This window comes from Gardnerella vaginalis, assembly GCF_001563665.1.
GTDB lineage: Bacteria > Actinomycetota > Actinomycetes > Actinomycetales > Bifidobacteriaceae > Bifidobacterium > Bifidobacterium vaginale_A.
Genome location: NZ_KQ961855.1, coordinates 1 through 19,150, shown reverse-complemented (window position 1 = coordinate 19,150; position 19,150 = coordinate 1). Strand labels below are relative to the sequence as shown.

General features: G+C 38.3%; 19 protein-coding genes. 14 read left to right on the top strand and 5 right to left on the bottom strand.

All coding sequences use genetic code 11. The annotated features are described in order from the left end of the window. Window positions 1-49: 49 nt before the first annotated feature. The 5 genes from HMPREF3230_RS01945 (at window position 50) to HMPREF3230_RS01925 (ending at window position 5,111) form a co-directional block, all read left to right on the top strand. A complete protein-coding gene (locus HMPREF3230_RS01945; RefSeq protein ID WP_020757402.1) occupies window positions 50-808 on the top strand; it encodes a hypothetical protein in 759 nt (252 codons plus the stop codon). A gap of 10 nt (window positions 809-818) precedes the next feature. Beyond that, window positions 819-2,576: an InlB B-repeat-containing protein gene (locus tag HMPREF3230_RS06175; protein WP_225362600.1), complete on the top strand. Its 1,758-nt coding sequence runs from the start codon at window positions 819-821 to the stop codon at window positions 2,574-2,576. 245 nt (window positions 2,577-2,821) lie between these two features. After that, window positions 2,822-3,340 (top strand): ClbS/DfsB family four-helix bundle protein, encoded by a 519-nt coding sequence (locus HMPREF3230_RS01935; RefSeq protein WP_020757400.1) that lies wholly within the window; start codon window positions 2,822-2,824, stop codon window positions 3,338-3,340. Window positions 3,341-3,867: 527 nt separating this feature from the next. Continuing rightward, on the top strand, window positions 3,868-4,050 hold the full coding sequence (locus HMPREF3230_RS01930; protein ID WP_075523306.1) for a sucrose-6-phosphate hydrolase: 183 nt from the start codon (window positions 3,868-3,870) through the stop codon (window positions 4,048-4,050). Next, complete coding sequence (locus HMPREF3230_RS01925) at window positions 4,047-5,111, top strand: DNA cytosine methyltransferase (protein WP_082266231.1); 1,065 nt, start codon at window positions 4,047-4,049, stop codon at window positions 5,109-5,111. The genes HMPREF3230_RS01930 and HMPREF3230_RS01925 overlap by 4 nt, the downstream gene beginning before the upstream one ends. Before the next feature lie 44 nt (window positions 5,112-5,155). On the opposite strand, the gene HMPREF3230_RS01920 is transcribed toward HMPREF3230_RS01925, so the two are convergent. Genes HMPREF3230_RS01920 through HMPREF3230_RS01900 form a run of 5 tightly spaced genes read right to left on the bottom strand, consistent with a single transcriptional unit; the run spans window position 5,156 to window position 9,485 of the window. After that, window positions 5,156-6,247, bottom strand: coding sequence for a hypothetical protein (locus HMPREF3230_RS01920; protein ID WP_075523305.1), 1,092 nt, complete (start codon window positions 6,245-6,247; stop codon window positions 5,156-5,158). 48 nt (window positions 6,248-6,295) lie between these two features. After that, window positions 6,296-6,499, bottom strand: a complete 204-nt coding sequence (locus HMPREF3230_RS01915) for a helix-turn-helix domain-containing protein (protein ID WP_075523304.1) — start codon at window positions 6,497-6,499, stop codon at window positions 6,296-6,298. Then, window positions 6,489-8,153, bottom strand: a complete 1,665-nt coding sequence (locus HMPREF3230_RS01910; protein WP_075523303.1) for a DUF2326 domain-containing protein — start codon at window positions 8,151-8,153, stop codon at window positions 6,489-6,491. The genes HMPREF3230_RS01915 and HMPREF3230_RS01910 overlap by 11 nt, the downstream gene beginning before the upstream one ends. Next, window positions 8,144-8,368 (bottom strand): ABC-three component system middle component 7, encoded by a 225-nt coding sequence (locus HMPREF3230_RS01905; RefSeq protein ID WP_075523302.1) that lies wholly within the window; start codon window positions 8,366-8,368, stop codon window positions 8,144-8,146. The genes HMPREF3230_RS01910 and HMPREF3230_RS01905 overlap by 10 nt, the downstream gene beginning before the upstream one ends. Beyond that, entirely contained in the window at window positions 8,352-9,485 is a 1,134-nt protein-coding gene (locus HMPREF3230_RS01900; protein WP_225362601.1) for an ABC-three component system protein, read from the bottom strand. The genes HMPREF3230_RS01905 and HMPREF3230_RS01900 overlap by 17 nt, the downstream gene beginning before the upstream one ends. Window positions 9,486-9,886: 401 nt before the next feature. Between HMPREF3230_RS01900 and HMPREF3230_RS01895 the strand changes: the two genes are divergently transcribed. The 9 genes from HMPREF3230_RS01895 to HMPREF3230_RS01855 all read left to right on the top strand — a co-directional run bounded on the left by HMPREF3230_RS01895 (window position 9,887) and on the right by HMPREF3230_RS01855 (window position 19,069). Continuing rightward, window positions 9,887-10,510 carry a hypothetical protein gene (locus tag HMPREF3230_RS01895; RefSeq protein ID WP_075523300.1) on the top strand — a complete coding sequence of 208 codons (624 nt, stop codon included), beginning with the start codon at window positions 9,887-9,889 and terminating at the stop codon, window positions 10,508-10,510. Window positions 10,511-10,522: 12 nt separating this feature from the next. Next, complete coding sequence (locus tag HMPREF3230_RS01890; RefSeq protein WP_075523299.1) at window positions 10,523-11,281, top strand: phage antirepressor KilAC domain-containing protein; 759 nt, start codon at window positions 10,523-10,525, stop codon at window positions 11,279-11,281. Then, window positions 11,274-11,648: a DUF7768 domain-containing protein gene (locus HMPREF3230_RS01885; RefSeq protein ID WP_075523298.1), complete on the top strand. Its 375-nt coding sequence runs from the start codon at window positions 11,274-11,276 to the stop codon at window positions 11,646-11,648. Before HMPREF3230_RS01890 ends, HMPREF3230_RS01885 begins: the two co-directional genes overlap by 8 nt. After that, window positions 11,635-13,968: a virulence-associated E family protein gene (locus HMPREF3230_RS01880; RefSeq protein ID WP_230955897.1), complete on the top strand. Its 2,334-nt coding sequence runs from the start codon at window positions 11,635-11,637 to the stop codon at window positions 13,966-13,968. The genes HMPREF3230_RS01885 and HMPREF3230_RS01880 overlap by 14 nt, the downstream gene beginning before the upstream one ends. Window positions 13,969-14,235: 267 nt before the next feature. Beyond that, entirely contained in the window at window positions 14,236-14,535 is a 300-nt protein-coding gene (locus tag HMPREF3230_RS01875) for a hypothetical protein (RefSeq protein WP_230955896.1), read from the top strand. Then, window positions 14,507-14,797 (top strand): VRR-NUC domain-containing protein, encoded by a 291-nt coding sequence (locus tag HMPREF3230_RS01870; protein WP_004105020.1) that lies wholly within the window; start codon window positions 14,507-14,509, stop codon window positions 14,795-14,797. Before HMPREF3230_RS01875 ends, HMPREF3230_RS01870 begins: the two co-directional genes overlap by 29 nt. Continuing rightward, window positions 14,778-16,217, top strand: a complete 1,440-nt coding sequence (locus HMPREF3230_RS01865; protein ID WP_075523296.1) for an SNF2-related protein — start codon at window positions 14,778-14,780, stop codon at window positions 16,215-16,217. Before HMPREF3230_RS01870 ends, HMPREF3230_RS01865 begins: the two co-directional genes overlap by 20 nt. Next, window positions 16,177-16,605, top strand: coding sequence for a sigma factor-like helix-turn-helix DNA-binding protein (locus tag HMPREF3230_RS01860; protein WP_075523295.1), 429 nt, complete (start codon window positions 16,177-16,179; stop codon window positions 16,603-16,605). The genes HMPREF3230_RS01865 and HMPREF3230_RS01860 overlap by 41 nt, the downstream gene beginning before the upstream one ends. Window positions 16,606-16,747: 142 nt before the next feature. After that, a complete protein-coding gene (locus HMPREF3230_RS01855) occupies window positions 16,748-19,069 on the top strand; it encodes a glycoside hydrolase domain-containing protein (protein WP_075523294.1) in 2,322 nt (773 codons plus the stop codon). The last annotated feature ends 81 nt before the right edge of the window (window positions 19,070-19,150 follow it).

Sequence of the window (19,150 nt, the reverse complement as noted above, 5' to 3'; positions counted from 1 at the left end):
TTTTTCAAAACAATAAAAAGAACATTATTAGATTGATAAGGAGGAAAATATGAAAACATTAGTAAAAAAGACGATGGGTCTATTGATGGCAACATTAGTAGCATTTGGTGTAATGGCCGGAACTACGCAAGCGTTTGCGGCTGAAGGACAACTTGTATATAAAGTTGATAGTCAATTAAACGTAAGCGGATCCTTTTTCTTAAAGAAAATTACAGGAACCGTTGATGTGAGTAAGACTGTAACTGCATCTCCCGTCACGCCAATTGAAGGGCAAAAAGACTCTTATACAGGTACTATAAGCGCAAGCGTGGAAGCTGCTGACCTTTTTGAAGGAGCCTACAAAGTATATGAGAAAGAAATAAAAGGACAAGGTTTTGGACCTTGGAAATTTGAAAATATAATCATGTCTAGTGAAGGTGAAAAGTTCCCTATTGCTCAGTATACGGTAAAATTCCCTTCTAACTTCCACGTTGATAAGACGGGAATTAAAGCTACGGAAAATTCATCTGCTATCAGTGGCATTGAGGCTGAATATGTAGAAAAGGATAATTCAGTTGTTATCACCATTCAATTAGGAAATTGGAATGATTATCAAGAATTCTTTAAGCTTGTAGAAAGTGAACGTAATCAAACTGGGCACGAAATTAACGTAAATATCCCATATACCGTAGAAGGAAAAGAAGAATTACTTGGAACTATAACTGGTTCAGGAATTTGTCAATTATACAAATTTGGCAATCACCCAGTTAGTGATCCAATCGTTAACATCACCTCCCCATTAAAGTCACTTGAAATCAAGAGACCGTAGGAGGCTTTGTATGAAATTACTAAAAAATATGGCTGTAACGATAGTATCAGCCACATTGATTGCATCAACAGCATTTGTGTCACCAGTGTTTGCTGCGGATAAGAGCGAACCGCTTCCATATTTAATTAAGGATTTGTTGGCTGCTCCGTCTGAATATTTGACCGATAGTGCACTAAAGAATACGTATTGGGTTGATGTGGAAAAGAAAGAGATAACCGATGGTTTTACAGGGAAAACTTATTATGGGGTATTCCCTAAGTATTTAACCTCTCCAAGTAAAACAGCGATTGCTGATTTTCCATTTAACTCTTTAGACGGCATGACTAGTACTCCAAATGCGGGGATAGTGAATAGCTCTAATACGTATTGGTTCTTGCCTGGGATGAATTTTGAAGAAAGATATGGTTATCTCGCAGGGCAAGATACGGCAGAAGGAGATACAAAACCAGGACAACATCCTACAAGCCCTATCGAAAAGCGTGTCAACCCATTTGGCTTTGGGAAAAATGATTTATTAACTCAAGATGAAATTAAAAATCCAGTTGATAAACTTAAAGTATACGGTGATCTAAAGCTCAAGGATGCAACGGATTCCAAAGCGGTTGGTGAACTACAGCCTGGGGATCAACTGAATCTTGATTTTTCAGTTAGTATCCCATGGTTTAAGCGTTATCTCAATGGTTGGACGCTAAACTATACAAGAGTTGGTGGTATGAATGACTCTGATGTTGAGAAATTCCACAATAGCTACGGTAAGGTTGATGCAGGATTTGCTTTTACGTTAGATATTCCAGATGGTGTAGAAGTAGCTAAGGATGTGTCTGCTAAAGTTAGTGGGCTTCAGGGGTTTTCAGCTAATGTAACCAAGACAACTAATGGTAAAACACTCATTGTTACATTGAAGAAAGATAATCCTGGAACAACTCAGAAATGGCAAGACATTATTAAAGAAGTTAAAAATGTAGATACCAGCAATATCGTGATTTCAGTAACTGGTCTATCTGTGAAAAAGACAGCTACTGAAGGTACAAAATATAGAATTCGTGGAACGGTATCCGGTTTCTATGATTTCGCCAATTCTTCCACAGAGAATTTTGTGAAAGCAACCACTGCAAGAGATAATAACTGTGCTAATCGCAATTATTTCTTTTTTGCAGCTGAACAGGATTCTAAAGGGTTAGATGCGAACGGAGAAGAAAATAAGTCTAAACAAATCTCTTATTCCTTCCAAGTGAAGAAGCCTGCTCAAAGCACGGTTACATTCAAGGACGGCGATAAGACGCATGCAACAGTAAAGGTAGAAACTGGTATGGCTATTGATACTGATGCGTTGCCTAATGAGTCTATGCCTGCTAATCCAACGAAGGCTGGTTGTACCTTCAAGGAATGGAATACAAAGGAAAACGGTAAGGGTGAGACGTTTACTGGAGCAAGCAAAGTTAATAGCGATATGACTGTGTATGCTATTTACACGAAAGATTCTGTGCCGACACCGGATCCGATTCCGAATCCTCCGGCACCAAATCCGGATCCAACTCCAAACCCACCTACACCGACACCGGATCCAGTGCCTAATCCACCGACTCCGGAACTTAAACCAAATCCTCAGACACCAGCTCCTCAGCCGCAGCCTGAAAAGCATATTGGCATGATTCCTAAGACGGGTGAATCAGCATCATTTGCAGGATTGCTTGCAGCTATAGGTTTCTCGATTGCTGGACTTGCAATTCTTCGTAAGAAGAAAATGATGGAAGAAAACAATAAGTAAGCACGCTTGTTTTAAGTAACGAGCATTGCTTATTAGAAGATGGCTCTAGCGATATGTTAGAGCCATCTTTTTTTAATGTTTCAAAGCTAAAACGTTATATTAAATAGGCAGCATAATAAGACAAAACAATATAGCATATCGGCTAGCTGCGGACGTGCTCTTTGCTGTTAAAGGGCTTATTTGTCACATATAATTAAGATAATGGATTTTTTACTTAGTTATTAGTAAAACAAAGGGGTGATTTTATGAAAGCTTATAGCAGCAAAGAAGAACTGAAATCAGAGATAAAGAAAACTTTCGAGAAGTACATTTCTGAATTTGATGTGATTCCAGAGATATTAAAAGATAAGCGTGTGGATGAAGTCGATCGCACTCCAGCAGAAAATCTTGCCTATCAAGTCGGCTGGACGACCTTGCTTCTGCAATGGGAACAAGAGGAGCAAAATGGGCGGAAGGTAGATACTCCGTCTGATCAATTTAAGTGGAATCAACTGGGTGAACTATACCAGTGGTTTACTGATACCTATGCTCACTTGTCGTTAGAAGAATTAAAAGCGAGACTAAAAGAAAATATTACGTCAATCTACATGATGATTGATTCCTTAAGTGAGGCGGAATTGTTCAAGCCACATATGAGGGTCTGGGCGGATGAAGCGACCAAAACAGCAGTATGGGAAGTGTATAAGTTTATTCACGTGAATACCGTTGCACCTTTTGGAACATTCAGAACCAAGATCAGGAAATGGAAAAAGGTGGCAATGTAGGAAAGGAATCAGCATAAAAATTAGGTCCCCAACGTGGATAGTCAGTATGGTTAAGGCGGTATCAATACCGTCTTTTTTGATGGATAAAATAAGGTTTCAGAGTTCAAAGTTAAAGTTTCAGAGTATAGATCAATAGTTTCAGAGTTCAAGGGCAAGGTTTCATTGTATCCAACACGTAATGAAAATAGATATGACTTTACAGAAAATGATACAAAGTTTGGTGGTTGTTGCTTAAAAGAACACTGTAAATAAGGGCTTATTGTAGGCTGACTAAGCAGAAGAACGTGAATGAAAGTCCGGCGTGAACTTACGCTAGACTTTTTCTTTTTTAGGTATATGTTCTTGATTTAGTGAGTATGTATTATAGCTAGTTTAATAGAACTTATGCATGAGAATGTACTATGTTTTAGATTTAGTACGGTAGTTTTGATGCTAAGAAAACAATAGGAATTCATATGCGTTGCTTAAAAGTTAGGTTGATTTTAGTCTAAAATTAGGCTAAAATTAACCTAGTAAAGGAGAAGACTATGACAGAAGAATTTATATATTTAGACACATATGTTTTACAGCAAGATATGAGAATAAGACTACCTAAGACGATTTTATCAAACTTAAATATCGAAAAAGGAAAGACAAAATTTGATATCTACTTAGATTCTAATAGTAAATGTCTAGTGCTAAAAGTGAATGGTAAGGAGTCAACTAAGTGAAACCGATAAAAGCAGTCTCTCTTTTTAGTGGTGCTGGCGGAATGGATGTTGGATTTGAAAATGCTGGTGTATCTGTAGTTTTTGCCAATGAACTTGTAAAAGAAGCAAGTGAAACATACCGCATCAACCACCCTGAAACAAAATTAGTGAATGACGATATAAATAATATAATGGATTGTTTCACTCAATATTATGGTGTAGATCTCGTATTCGGCGGTCCTCCATGTCAAGGATTTTCTGTTGCTGGTAAAATGAATCCAGACGACGATCGAAGCAAGTTGATTTTCAGTTTCCTTAAAGTTGTTAGTATTGTACAGCCTCGAATGTTTATCATGGAGAATGTCAAGGCGTTGGGCAAATTAGAAAAATGGAAGTCTGTTAGAGAGAGATTTTTAGATGAAGCAAGATCCATCGGATATAATTGTGAAATATATTTATTGAATGCAACTGAGTATGGCGTACCACAAAAAAGAGAACGGGTGTTTTTTATAGGTTTGAAGGGTTGTGATGATAAAACTTTTGGTGCTACTATGCACCAACTTTTGCATAGTCAGATAAATGCTGCTCCATGCGTTAGAGAAGTGTTAAAAGATTTAGGAAGGGCGGGTACCGAACGTAATCCAAATACCTGTACAGCTAAAATTACATTTGCAACAAATCCAATTATGAGAAAATCTCCATACGCTGGAATGTATTTTAATGGACAAGGAAGACCAATAAATGTTGATGAGTATGCTAATACGCTACCCGCATCTATGGGCGGTAATAAGACTCCATTTGTTGATGAAGAGTACTTGTATGGAAATGCAAATCAGGATTGGGTAACACAATATCACAAATCTCTAGAAAACAGCAGTACTAAACCAAAGTTTCAGGAAGCACCTAAGCGGTTACGGCGTATCACGATAAAGGAAGCAGCAAAGATACAGACTTTTCCTGACGATTACATTTTTTGTGGAAATAAGGGACGTATATACACTCAAATAGGGAATGCGGTACCTTGTAAGCTAGCCGAAGCAGTTGCTAAAGCAGTCATGCAGTATTTAGATGGGAAAAAATAAAAAAGAAGAACTTTTTAGGTTCTTCTTTTTTATTTTATAAATATCTATTTGTGTAGCTCCTGCCACTCCTTCTTCACTGATTCAGCAGTATTTATATCTGAAATATATAAATTTAAATCATAATAAAAATTACTTCTAGCTTTTGGTGTCATTCGCTGTAAAGTATCTGCAACCCATTCGTAAATATTCCAATAATAGTAAGTTATATCTTGATAGCTATAACTTCCCATAAAAAGATGGAAATCGCTTTTAATCATTTCTTTTGGACAATCTTCAGTGCGACAAATAACTATTATTTCGTTGACACTATCCTCGGTATTTTCATTATAAATTTGAACGCAGTCATATGAATCTCTAATACGAGCCAAATCAAAGGGTTTTACCGTTATTTCATAAACTTTATAGATTGTTCCATCTGTAGATTCTTCGTTAACGTCACCAGGTTTCTTGCTGGTGGTACTTGTTACAGATGCTCTGTCTTCTTCGCCTGTTACAACCACATTTGTGCACATGGACCTGTGGTAACTTTTCAGGAGTAAAGCCGAAATTTTCTGTGGTGTGTTTCCAGAGTCTGGTACTTTTGCAATAAGGTCGCAGCACAGTTTGCTTAAGTGTATAGGATCAGATGATGGATTGATGGTAATGCTAAGTGTTTCTAGCCGCTTAGATTCATCAATTAGTTTTCTTAGTAGCGAAATAGCAAGCTTATCGATTCTCGCTCTATCTTTTTCAATATAATTAATCAAATTAACTACTTCCTGAGCAACAGCTGACGGTCTACGTTGTGCTGCCCAAGTAACATCAAGACCAACAGTTGCTTTGGCAACATTCAATGGCCCGGATTTCCTATGCGGTATTTCTTTTCTTATTAGAAACTCTTTTATGGGTCCTTCATATATCGCACGTGGATTACAATCGTATAAACTGGTTGAGGCTCTAAAATTTGCATCTAGTTTCATACCTATTATCACAACCAGAAGGATTTCTCTGAACCCCCATGCGGTAGTTGAAAAAAGCATATCTAAGGATTTTTTATAATCCGTTTCATCTATCACATAATCATTACTAACAGCATTAGCATAAAAGTCATTTAGTATGTTTATTATTTTTGAATTTCTTTCGTCAGTACTACTCATAGACTCCTCCTTATATTGAGTGAATGAAAAGTTTTTAGTTGCACATAATTATTCCTTTACGATTTCAGCAATATCACTGATGTCACAATCTAAAACACCACATATTTTTACTAGTATTTCAGTAGTTACGTTTCCGCCATTGTTAAGTTTTGCCATGGAAGAGGAGCTTATTTTTGCCTCTTCACGGAGTTTGGATTTAGTCCAACCCTTGTCGATTAGTAATTTCCATAATTTGTTATAACTAAATTTCATTTTTATCACCTTTAATTTCTCTGTTCCAAGATTGTCCATATAGCTCGCCTCCACCACTGTATAGTTGAAGGACTTTGTTGTCTTGTAGAATTTCATATGTTTCGTTACTGTAGGAGCTTTGCTTATCAAATGCAATGAAGATTTGTTTATTCAAATTTGCCGTATCTTTGTATATTTTCATAATTCCGTCAATACCCTCGTCGTCAATATTCTTAAAGAATAATGAGTCATGCACCAAAGCAGGTAATGCCGAAGTGTAAAGTATAGCAAGGTCTAGTAGGATTAAACCTTTGAAGTTTGTACCAGTCCCAGTATCTTTTGGAGTGAAGAATCTATAACTGTTATAGTTTTTAAGTTCTATCTTTGGTGAGTTGCGTTTTTCAACATATAACCTATCGTTAAATTCATGCATCCTTGTATTGAGGTTGTATTCTATTTCAGAAAGTATATGTTCGACATTTTTCTCTAAGTTTTGTGTAGCTGATTGCTTTGCCTCTTGTAGTTGTGTTTCTTCAAGATAGGCTTTGTTTTGTTCTTCTAGGGCTTCTATTTTTTTGTTAAGCTCAGAGTGTTTGTCAAGAAAATCTTTAGAAATAGAGTTAGTAATATTTAATTCTGACATTTGTCGTTCTACTTGTTCTATAGAATCTTTTATTTCAGCAGTCTTTGTATCAAGTGATTCTTTTTCTGATTTGAACTGATCTTCTAAGATGGCTGAAAGTTTTTTATGGAACTGCTCGATTTCATAAATTTTCTTTAAGTTGATATCAGGGAAAAACTCGGCTAACGATTCAATGTCAGCTTCTGTCGGTAATAATCCAAACTCTATACTGATTTCTAATAGTTTAGATTGTCGTTGAAGTCGTTCAAGTTGGGTGTCTAAACTTAATTTGTTAGCTTTCAAATTTTCTCGAGCTTTATTGCTTTCGATTTCTTCACTGCTTGCATTTACCTCATAATTAAGTGTTAACGCATTAAGTTCAGCCCGTAGATTGGAAAGGATTTTAATGTTTTCTTCGTACTGTGTTTTGCCACCAACCAGATTGGAGATGAAACTATATTTTCTAGCGTTTTTAAATGTTTTGAGCTTGTCTATTTGTACGTCTAATTGATTGTGATATGGTTCTATATCTTTGTAGAAATCAAATAAGCTCATGAGAATTTTGATGGATTCTTTTGTTGGTTGATTTCTATATCCTTGCAGAGGATAATTTTCATCGTGATTATTCTTTCCATAGATTCTAAAAAATGTACTGGTTAATTGTCTAAAGGAAAGATTGGTTTTATTGCTGACGTATTTTTCTTTCAACCACTCGATGAATTCTTTTCTGGACAGTGTTTTGTCTGTGGTTTTATATTTTTCATTACATACAGTAATCGTATCTGCATCAGCTGTGCTTCTACTAAAAAAGTATTTCTTGTCAAACTTGAAACAAAAATATATAACGTGGTTGCCCACATATTTCACGCCATCGCTATCAAGGTAGGAGTTGCCGCCGAAAGCAAAATCTATTGCTAATAGAGCAGATGATTTGCCTATTGAGTTGGATCCTGTTTGTGTTCCTTGAATAACATTAAGCCCGTTTTTTAATTGAATGATTGGTCTAATATTGTTATTTTCTTTAAAGGCAGGAGAATAAATTTCTATAAGCATAGTTTCACCTCACCCTCATCTGTCATATCAATTGCATTAAGAGCGTAAAGACAGTCCATAACGGATAAAAAGTCTGTAGGTTCGTCTAAATAGTTCAAAGTAGATTGAAAAATATCTTTTACATTCGTTTTTCCGCTTTTTATTATTTTTAGCACTACTGGTAGTGTTGCCAGAGTGCTTTTTTCATATGGGTATAGCTTATTTGGTAATTGCATCGAACACCTCGCACTTCTGCACAAAGTAGCTCACAACGATTTGACAATAAATCAATTGCTGAAGAGTTAGTTTATGCAGTTTCTCAGAAATTTCTTCAAAAATCTCCATGTCGCTCCGTTTGGCTTTTTTAAGCTTTTTATAAATGGATCGCATTTGAGCTTGTAAGTCTTCATAATCGATAACATTACTTTTATCTAAGTTAATAAGGATTTCTTGGACTTTCACGAAGTAACTAGTAACTTGTTGTTTTACTGTTAGGTAAAGATGGAAATCTTTGTTAGGATCTATTTTTTCCTTTAATTCTTTTGGATCTAGAGAAGAGCCAAATAAATCTTTTTGATTAAGTTTAGTAATTTTGTAAATAACGTCTGTAAGTCCTTTTTCCAGCTGTGAGGAACTAAGTAAGCCTATGTTTGCCATGTGGTTAGCTAGGGCTTTTTTTCTTTTGAACAAAAGGCTTGTAACTTTTTTCCTATTGTCCATCTGGTATACAGCAAAACATTGAGGGCAAAGAGCTATAAGATTATCAATAGTTGGCTCCTTAGTCTTATCAATGCGACTTATTTCATAGACTTCTGAAACATTGGAATCATTAGAAAGTACGAGTGGTTTGGAACAACCGTTCATTACACAATGGTTTTCACATTCTTGCAATAAATATTTTCCGTATCTGGTTTTTAAATCAGAAGAGGATTGTAGTTGCTTTTTCTTTTCCAATACATCAGGTGCGATTATTCCTGCTGTTTCTCTAATAATATTGACGAATATATCAGCAAGTTTTTCAGCAACATTAGCAGTAGTAACATTCGGATCATACGGACGTAAATCTTGAGCTAATAATTTCAAAACTTCTGAAGGTCTTGAGTTCAGGCTTTCTATAAAAATTTCAGGGGTAAGCCTATAGCAAATTGCTCGAGCAACTTTTTTTGAAATACCTCTTTTAGCAAAATTACGATATGTATTCGTGCTTACGGATTCAGAGGGATCTTTTTTTGTGCCCCATTCACCTTCAGGCACGCTTGTAATCATGACAATTAAATCTTTCACAAATTGAGGAACATCATAATCGTCACTGATACGTTTGTATAGCATTGCACAAAACATTTTAAAGTCCAAAGATACCCCTCCTTTCTTTTTGAACCACATTGAACCACATTGATCCAAACAAGAACCAAATAAAAAATCCGATTTAATACAATCAAATCATCAAAGAAACAACTTTGCTGATGTGTAAATTATATCACGCAAAGATACCTTTGAGCAAAGCAAAAGTTCGATAAAAGGACGGTAGCTTTGCAAAGAGGCATCAGCCTCAACCTCTATGCGGAAATATCCCTTAGCTAAGGATTATTCGGAGTCCGCATAGAACAACTAAATAAGTACAGCAGTCTTACCGAATAAGGCAGCTGCAAGTCAAGATGAAGGAATTCTTCATTCTAGCTTGTGGTGTTTTGTCATGCCTTATTTGAGCTGAATTCAAGAAATTCCTTCATCGGAAATCAGATGGAGGATTTTTTATGAAAATTCGAGTTCGTTGTGACAAGCATTTTACAACATTCGACCTCAAGCTTGATGAGGTTAAAGGGTGGCTTAATATCGACCTTCTTCCCGATGAAAGCGAAGAAGAGTTTGAGAAGAGAGCACAAGAAAAGGTAGATGCTGAGTTTAACCGTCCCGAGTATAACTCTCTGCATAAATATGAGAGGCATAAAGGTTTTACTAGACCTTACAGCGGTGAAGACGGTGAGGAAACTGATGATTATGAGTCTTGCATGAGTGATGTTAGAGACTCTGGCATCTTTTTCAAAACAGTAAATCAGATTAAAGCTTCAGAAGAATATAGGGCAGTTGAGTCATTTGTTTACTCGATTTTAAAGCCGGATGTGGCGGATCTTTTTATGGCTGTCCGTATTAGGAATATGGCGATTAACGAAAAAGCTGCATCCATGATTAGCTGTGATGCTTTTGAAACAGAGGCTGATTATAAAAAAGCCGTGGATCGCTTGGCTAACAACATTACACAGAAACTTAAGCGGGCTGAGAAAAAATTAGTAAAGAATTTCAAAAAAGCGTCAGATTTTGGCATCCGCCGTGGCTACTTCATAGGAGGAACCAGTTCCAGTTCCTCCAATAAAAATTAGGAGGTAGCTACTATGAAAGAGCTAATCAAAATCAGTTATAACAATGAACGTCCGACTGTAGATGGCCGTGTTTTGCATCAAGCACTTAATATCGGAACACCTTATGATAAGTGGTTTCCAAGAATGTGTGATTACGGTTTTGTTGAGGATAAGGACTTTTCGACATTTTTGTCGGAAAGTACTGGTGGAAGACCTGCAACCAATCATCAGCTTACTATTGATATGGCAAAACAGCTATGTATGATTCAGCGTACAGAACTTGGCAGAAAATTCAGAGAGTACTTTATTTCTGTTGAAGAGAAGTGGAACTCGCCTGATGCGGTAATGGCACGTGCGTTGCAAATAGCCAATAGGAAATTGAGTCTGCTTGAATCGCAAAATCTGAAACTTACCAATACTGTAGCTTTGCAAACACAGCAGATAGCTGAGCTTAAACCGAAAGCCAGCTATTACGATGTTGTGCTTAAATGCAAAGACATAATCTCCATGCGTGTGATTGCAAAAGATTATGGTAAATCGGCACAGTGGATGAACAACTATTTACATGAACTTGGTGTCCAATTTAAGCAATCTGATACTTGGCTTTTATATCAAAAATATGCTGAGAAAGGCTATACCAGCACAAAAACGCATGCTTATGAAGACGCTAAGGGTATTACTCATTCAAAGGTTCACACTTATTGGACTCAGAAAGGCAGGCTTTTCATCTATCACCTCATGACACAACACGGAATCTACCCGTTGATTGAACAGGAGGCTAAAGATGAGTAAGTCTTATAAAAAACATTTAGAAACAACACCGAACTTTAAGCCTATCGTCTACATTTGTGCTCCCTACCGTGGAGATAAAGAAAGAAACGTGAACCACGCTATTCAGTGTGCGGCTTACGCGTATTCACGCGGAGCAATCCCTATCACTCCACACCTGCTTTTCCCATTCATGGATGATGAGAATCAAAAGCATAGAGGGGATGCGATGTTTATGGACATTATCCTCTTAGGCAAGTGCAACGAGCTGTGGGTGTTCGGAGAAAAAATCACAGGCGGCATGCAAGTAGAAATTGATCTGGCTGAAAAACGCAGGCAGCCGATTAAGTATTTTACGGATAAGGATTTGGAGGTGAATGGTGATGCGTAGTTTAGCTATCGCTTACGGTAACAACAGGCAGGCAAAAACATGGGTGAATAAGACCATCACCTATGGTGAGCTGAAAGACAGTCTTAAAGTGACGATTCGCACCTCAGAGTCAGCGGAAGAGTATGCAAAAATGAAGAAAACGGATCGTGATCTTGCAAAAGACCACGGTGGTTTCGTTGCAGGAGCGTTGGCTTACGGTAGACGAAAAGTCGACAGTGTTGAATTTCGCTCCATGCTCGCCTTAGACGGAGATCATGTTGCTAAAGACTTTATTGTACTCTACGAGAGTGTTGCGCCTTACACGTCTTTTCTGTACACGACACACAGCCACACGCCTGATAATCCGAGGGTGAGAATTGTTTTTCCTTTAACAAGGAATGTAACACCTGACGAGTTTGTAGCAGTGTCAAGGTATTTAGCTGACATGCTGGGTATTGACCAGTTTGATGAATGCTCTTACTTGCCTAACCAGCTCATGTACTGGCCGTCCACTCCACAAAACGGCGTGTACGAGTATAAAGAGGTTGAAAAAGACTGGCTTAATCCTGATGATATTTTATCCGCTCACCCCGAGTGGATAGATCCAACCAGGCTTCCGACCTCGTCTCGTGAGAGTAAAGCGAATCAGGTGCAAAAGCAGAAAGTGCAAGATCCACTCACAAAAAATGGTGTGGTTGGATTGTTTAACCGAGTATTTAACCCAGTAACTCTTGCTTTGGAAAAGTTTTTAAGCGACATATATGAGCCGACGGATAATGAAAACCGCTGGCATCTTATAGCCTCACACAGTATGGCAGGAGTTGAGATTATCGAAGACAAGTTCGTTTACTCTCATCATGCTAAAGACCCGGCGTATTTGAAACTGTGTAATGCTTTTGATATTGTTCGCACGCACAAATTCGCTAGCTTGGACGAGAAAGAGTCGTTCAAGAAAATGAGCGAGTTTGCGATGAGCCTTGATGAAGTAAAACTTCAAGCGGCAAACGAGAGACTCTCGGAAGCAAAAGATGATTTTGTTGATAGTGAGGATTGGAAGAAAAAACTACGCTACACGTCTAAAGGTGCGGTTTTAGAAAACTCGCTTTATAATGCGAAACTCATTATTAAACATGATCCTTTGCTTAAAGGAATCGTTTTTAACCAGCTGGCTGATGGTCTTGAAATTAAAGGCGATGTTCCTTGGCAGCATCCTGCGAAGTTTTGGAGGGACGCGGACGATGCGCAGCTTATCTGCTATGTGGACGACCATTATGGCTCGTTTTCACAGAGAAACTATGATATTGCTGTCACGAAAGTATCAGATGATAGAAGTTATCATCCGATAAGACGCTATTTTGAGAGTCTTCCTCAATGGGATGGTGTGAAACGTGTAGACACGCTTTTTATTGACTATCTTGGTGCTGAAGACAATGAGTATATTCGTGCAGTGTGTAGAAAAACACTGTGTGCAGCATACATGCGTATCTACCATCCCGGTATTAAATTTGACTACCTTCCTGTTTTTAACGGTGCGCAAGGTATAGGCAAGTCAACGTTTATAGCAAACCTTGGCATGGAATGGTTTTCAGACAGTCTCACGCTTTCAGACATGAACGATAAGACGGCGGCTGAAAAACTCCAAGGATATTGGATTCATGAAATCAGCGAGCTTGCGGGCATGAAAAAAGCTGACCTTGATAAGGTAAAAGCTTTTGTTTCAAGACGTGACGATAAGTATCGTGCTTCTTTTGGAAAACGTGTAGCGCCACACCCGAGGCAGTGCGTGTTCTTCGGTACAACGAATAGTGAAAACGGTTATTTAAGGGATGTTACGGGTAACCGGCGTTTTTGGAATGTGAAAGTGTCTGGAAACGGTAAGTATAAGCCTTGGGAAATGACGCGAGAACTGGTTGACCAAATATGGGCGGAAACCATGGTTATTTCCAAGGCGGGTGAAGAACTGTTCCTTGACAAGAGCTTGGAGGCTTTCGCTCAAGAAGAACAGCGTGAAGCCATGCAGCAAGACGACCGTGAAGGCATTGTCAGAGAGTATCTTAACATGCTTCTACCCGATACTTGGGATGAAATGGATATTTACAGGCGGCGGGATTACTTCCGTGACATGGAGGATCCAACACGACCTAAAGGCACGATTAAACGCATGGAAGTATCCAACATTGAAATATGGTGCGAATGCTTCGGGAAAGCCAAAGAAGATATTAAGCCTATCGACAGTTACGCAATATCGGCGATTATGAAACGTTTGAAAGACTGGCAAAGATCTGACAATCGTAGAACCCTACCAATCTATGGAAGGCAAAGAATTTATACCAGAATTTGAGTGGACAAGCGGCTAAAAACAGGACAACTGAATGTAGCTTGTCCTGACCTTGTCACTTGTCCCACCCATAACAACAGGCTTTGGATGAACAGGGACGGACAACACATGAAAATCTATATTAAATAAAATCTTTATTTATTACTTATAGCGTACACGTAACACGTGTATTCGCGCGTAAAGGGATTTTTAGCCATTTGTCCGTCCTTGTCCCGATAGAAAGGATGAAAAATTATGAGAAGTAAACAAGCAAGAACAATGGAGAGATACATGAAAGCAGGAGCTGAAATGAGACTGCTTAAGAGCCTTAGCGCAAGGCTTATCACAGATACAGGCTCTATCCTCTTAAAAACGCAGCAGGATAAATTGATGAGAGCCATGGATAAAGTTCGTCAGCTATGTTCAGTAGCAGAAGAAAACATGTTCAAAGATCACCCACAATTAAACAATCACTATATTGACGTGTTTTACGGTGATGTTGCTAATGAGCCGAGAAACGAAGTGGATAAGAAAATCATTGAGATGGCAAAAGAGGTATCTGATGGGCTTTTTACGAGAAAAGGAAACTGAGCGAAAACTCGTCCGTGATGTTAAAGCTGCGGGAGGCATGGCTATAAAGCTTACGAGTCCTTCTGTTGACGGGCTTCCTGACAGGCTGGTTTTACTTAACGGCGGGAAGATTGGTTTTGTCGAGCTTAAAGCACCAGGTAAAAAGCCTAGAGTTTTACAGGTGAAACGGATGAAGGATTTACAGGCTTTAGGTTTTAAGGTTTTCGTGGTTGATGAGAAGAGTCAGATTGGAGGTGTGATTGATGCGATACGAGCCACATGAGTATCAAAAGTATGCGACTGATTTTATTATCACACACCCGGTGTCAGCGGTTTTGCTTGAAATGGGACTTGGTAAGAGTGTTATAAGTCTTACAGCGATTAATGACCTGATGCTTGACTCGTTTGATGTTTCCAGAACTCTGGTTATCGCTCCTCTTAGGGTTGCGAACACTACGTGGCCTTTAGAGTTAGAAAAGTGGGAGCATTTAAAACACTTGACTTATTCTGTTGTGACGGGTAGTGAGAAGGAGCGGATTCAGGCACTAAAAACGCCTGCTCACGTTTATATTATTAACCGTGAAAACGTGGAGTGGCTGATAATGAAAAGCGGCCTGCCGTTTAATTTTGACATGGTTGTGATAGATGAGCTTTCAAGTTTTAAATCGTATCAGGCGAAACGTTTTAAAGCATTACTGAAGGCTAGGCCGAAAGTTAAAAGGATTGTAGGTCTTACAGGCACGCCTTCTTCTAACGGGCTTATGGATTTGTGGGCTGAGTTTAGGCTACTTGATATGGGTCAAAGGCTAGGCCGTTATATTACGTATTATCGGCAGAACTTTTTTGATCCTGATAAGCGTAACCAGCACATGATTTTTTCCTATAAGCCTAAAGATGGTGCTGAGAGTTTAATCTATAAACAGATAGCTGATATTACGATTTCGATGAAGTCGAAAGACTATTTGAAAATGCCTGCGTGTGTGATAAACGAGGTGAAAGTAGAGTTATCCGGTAAGGAGCGGAAACTTTATGATGAGCTGAAACAGGATATGGTGGTGTCGTTGGAGGGTAAAGAGATTGATGCGATTAACGCAGCGTCTCTTTCAAATAAGCTTCTTCAAATGGCAGGCGGCGCGGTTTATAACGAGAAAAAAGAAAGCGTTCATATTCATGATCGTAAGCTTGATGCTTTAGAGGATTTAATCGAGGCTGCTAACGGTAAACCGGTGCTTGTAGCTTACTGGTTTAAGCATGATCTTGAGCGGATTAAGAAACGTTTTAACGTGCGTGAGATTAAAACGAGTGCTGATATTGCTGACTGGAATGCCAGCATGATTCCTGTAGCATTGATTCACCCGGCTTCCGCAGGTCATGGTCTTAACCTACAGGCTGGCGGCTCTACACTTATCTGGTTTTCCCTGACTTGGAGTTTGGAACTTTACCAGCAAACAAACGCTAGACTTAACCGCCAAGGGCAAACTAGCACGGTTGTAATCCATCACATTATCACTAAGAACACGATTGATGAAGACGTGATGAGGGCTTTAAGCATGAAGGCTAAAGTGCAGGATGCTTTAATCGAGTCGGTTAAAGCAAGACTATCAATTAACGAAGTGAGGGAAAGGGGTTCTAGAGAGAACTTACCTCAAAATGGAGGTAAGAATGAACAAAAAAGAATACTTACGGCAAGCCTATCTTCTTGATAAACGGATTAAGGCTGACATGGATGAGCTGGTAAGACTGCGTGAGCTTGCTACAAGTGTTTCTTCATTAAGATACGACAGAGAGTATGTGCAGACGACTCGAAGTATAGAAGCTCCGTTTGTGAAAGCTCTTATAAGGGTTATGGATTTAGAAGCCAAGATTAACATGGAGATCACGCTGCTTATCAGTTTGAAAGAGCAGATTTTGGATGTGATTTCTAAACTTGAAAGCGTGGATGAGCAGATGATTTTACGCTACCGTTACATGAGTAACATGACGTGGGAGGAGATTGGCAACGAACTCCATGCTAGCAGAATGACGATTATCAGGTGGCATGGTAAAGCGTTAGAGCACATGGTTTTACCAGATAATCTAATCCAAATCTAAAAAATGGTACGGTTTGGTACGCTCTGATACGAGACGTTACAGCCTTCTATATGATATTATAAAATTAGCAAAAATTATAAATACTAAGCCTTGGAAGAGTAATCTTCCAGGGCTTTTTTCATGCCCAAAAGGAGGACATAACATGGATCAGATGGTATTGCAAACACAGCAATGGTTAAACAAAACCTATGGTGATGATACTCGTTATACGAAAGTAAAAGAGAGTGGTCATACTGGCTGGAACACTATCAATGGTTTGATTGTTGCATTGCAAATTGAATTAGGAATTCAGCATACAGCTGCTAATTTTGGTGCGGGTACAACACGAAAATTTAATCAACGTTATCCACACGGTGTTAAACAACAAGATGATAGTGATGAGTCGAAAAGTAATGTTTACTCGATTATTCAAGGTGCTTTATGGTGCAAGGGCTATTCGACAAGTAATAATATTACGCAACACTTTTACAGTGGAACAGGGCGTGCTGTTAAAGAGTTGAAGAATGATATGGGCATTGGTGGTGATTCTACTGTCACAATTGATGTAATGAAAGCACTTCTTTCCATGCAACAGTTCGTTTTACTAAATCGTTATGGTGGTACCGATGTTGTAAGGATTATTCAACAAACTATTAACCGAACCTATAAGAACTATACGGGCATTATTCCTTGTGATGGTTTGTATGGTCGAGAAATGAATACCGCACTTATCCAAATTTTACAGTCGCTAGAAGGTTATTCGCCTGATGGCGCTACGGGTAATTTTGGACATGGTACACGACGTAATTTGAAAACTATTAGCAGACAAAATGCATCTTCCTATGGTAAGTGGGTATGGTTAGCAAAAGCTGTACTTAATTGCATTAGATATGATTGTCTTCAAAATGAGAATTGGGATGATGATTTTGCTGAGCAACTCACCAAATTCCAGAAAGACTATAAGCTTCCAGTCAGCGGAGCACTTGATGTTAACACGTGGATGTCATTGTTAACTAGTAAAGGCAATCCAGACAGAAAAGCAAAAGCATGCGACACACGTTTTGAAATTACTTCGGAATTACTCAATACTCTTAAACGTGATGGATATGAAATTGTTGGACGTTATTTAACAGGTGGCTCGTTTAAAGAAATCCGTGAAGGTGAGCTGAAACGTATTGTTGACGGAGGCTTGAAATATTTCCCTATTTTCCAAGAAAATGGTCGTAACCTTAGCGACTTTACGTATCAAAAAGGTCTTGAACACGGTAAGAAAGCTAGTGAAGCAGCATTATCTAAAGGCGTACCAGCAACAGCAATCTATTTTGCGGTAGACATGGATATTTATGATTATCAGATTGATAGTAACATTATTCCTTATTTTAAAGGTATTAATGAAACTATTGATTCTCGTTACTCAGTGGGCATTTATGCGTCACGTAATGTGTGTACAAGGATATCTAATGTAGGGTTGTCTGTTTCTAGTTTCGTATCAGATATGTCTACTGGTTTTAGTGGCAATCTGGGATTCCCAATTCCTAAAAACTGGAACTATGATCAATTCCATGAAATCCCTGGCTATAAAGGTAAAGTGGACTTAGATAAGGTTGCTTACAATGGGAAAATACCAGCCTGTAATAGTGTGATATCATCTCAGAAATATCAGCAAGACGAAACTCAATTTATTAAATGGGTGACTACAACAGAAAAAGAATGTTTGAAAGGGTTTGAAGGTATTTCCAACCCATTAACTGGATATCGGTTTGCAGTTGGCCAATATATTTTCGAGTACTTACGGAAACCAAAATATTGGGGCGACAAATACTTTGCTTTGTGGAGATTTTATACTCCAGAATTTAGTGTTGATAAACATGATATTAAAGCACGTTCTTTATGTCATGCTGTATGTTCGCAACAGCCATCTATTAAAGATAAGGTGACAGATATAGATATTGCTCATATGTCTGCTACTGCCTTAGGCTATATTCACTGGGGAATTCCAAAAAATAAAGGTTATTATAGCTTAGGTGATTTAGGTGGATGGTTGTTAGATTTACTACAAATGTTTGGAAATTATAGGAGGGTTGCCAAAGATCAAGATTTATCGAAATGGTTAAAGGAGCATTTGGGTAGTAAAACTGATGGACAAGGATTTGGTTATGACGATGTACTCGCAGACGCAGATGCTTATCTCATTGTTTCTTCCATGAAGAAAGATAATAGTGATACAAGGTTTTCAAAATCTATATCACAACTATATCAGCTTAGTAAGCGTGAACGAATTAAGATGTTTTATCAAGAACGATTTAATTCGTCTAAAGATAATGTCATTAGTGCCTTCACAAAATTAGCTGATCGTATAGATTTTGCCCCGTTAGAAAATGTAAAGGAAGGCCTTTTGAAACAAGCTGCTAAAACTGATGTTTTGCCTACGAGGGCGGAAGCCAAGATATTAGGTCAAATGTATGCGGAGTTTATGGCAAGCTAATTATCATATTTCTATAGTCAGAAGGAGTTCATAGCATTTTAATGCTATGAACTCCTTCTTATTTCGAGTTACTTATTGCGG

Coding starts and splice junctions, on each gene's coding strand:
- HMPREF3230_RS01945 (WP_020757402.1), top strand. CDS start 50: ATGAAAACATTAGTAAAAAAGACGATGGGTCTATTGATGGCAACATTA.
- HMPREF3230_RS06175 (WP_225362600.1), top strand. CDS start 819: ATGAAATTACTAAAAAATATGGCTGTAACGATAGTATCAGCCACATTG.
- HMPREF3230_RS01935 (WP_020757400.1), top strand. CDS start 2,822: ATGAAAGCTTATAGCAGCAAAGAAGAACTGAAATCAGAGATAAAGAAA.
- HMPREF3230_RS01930 (WP_075523306.1), top strand. CDS start 3,868: ATGACAGAAGAATTTATATATTTAGACACATATGTTTTACAGCAAGAT.
- HMPREF3230_RS01920 (WP_075523305.1), bottom strand. CDS start 6,247: ATGAGTAGTACTGACGAAAGAAATTCAAAAATAATAAACATACTAAAT.
- HMPREF3230_RS01915 (WP_075523304.1), bottom strand. CDS start 6,499: ATGAAATTTAGTTATAACAAATTATGGAAATTACTAATCGACAAGGGT.
- HMPREF3230_RS01910 (WP_075523303.1), bottom strand. CDS start 8,153: ATGCTTATAGAAATTTATTCTCCTGCCTTTAAAGAAAATAACAATATT.
- HMPREF3230_RS01905 (WP_075523302.1), bottom strand. CDS start 8,368: ATGCAATTACCAAATAAGCTATACCCATATGAAAAAAGCACTCTGGCA.
- HMPREF3230_RS01895 (WP_075523300.1), top strand. CDS start 9,887: ATGAAAATTCGAGTTCGTTGTGACAAGCATTTTACAACATTCGACCTC.
- HMPREF3230_RS01890 (WP_075523299.1), top strand. CDS start 10,523: ATGAAAGAGCTAATCAAAATCAGTTATAACAATGAACGTCCGACTGTA.
- HMPREF3230_RS01885 (WP_075523298.1), top strand. CDS start 11,274: ATGAGTAAGTCTTATAAAAAACATTTAGAAACAACACCGAACTTTAAG.
- HMPREF3230_RS01880 (WP_230955897.1), top strand. CDS start 11,635: ATGGTGATGCGTAGTTTAGCTATCGCTTACGGTAACAACAGGCAGGCA.
- HMPREF3230_RS01875 (WP_230955896.1), top strand. CDS start 14,236: ATGAAAGCAGGAGCTGAAATGAGACTGCTTAAGAGCCTTAGCGCAAGG.
- HMPREF3230_RS01870 (WP_004105020.1), top strand. CDS start 14,507: ATGGGCTTTTTACGAGAAAAGGAAACTGAGCGAAAACTCGTCCGTGAT.
- HMPREF3230_RS01865 (WP_075523296.1), top strand. CDS start 14,778: ATGCGATACGAGCCACATGAGTATCAAAAGTATGCGACTGATTTTATT.
- HMPREF3230_RS01860 (WP_075523295.1), top strand. CDS start 16,177: ATGAACAAAAAAGAATACTTACGGCAAGCCTATCTTCTTGATAAACGG.
- HMPREF3230_RS01855 (WP_075523294.1), top strand. CDS start 16,748: ATGGATCAGATGGTATTGCAAACACAGCAATGGTTAAACAAAACCTAT.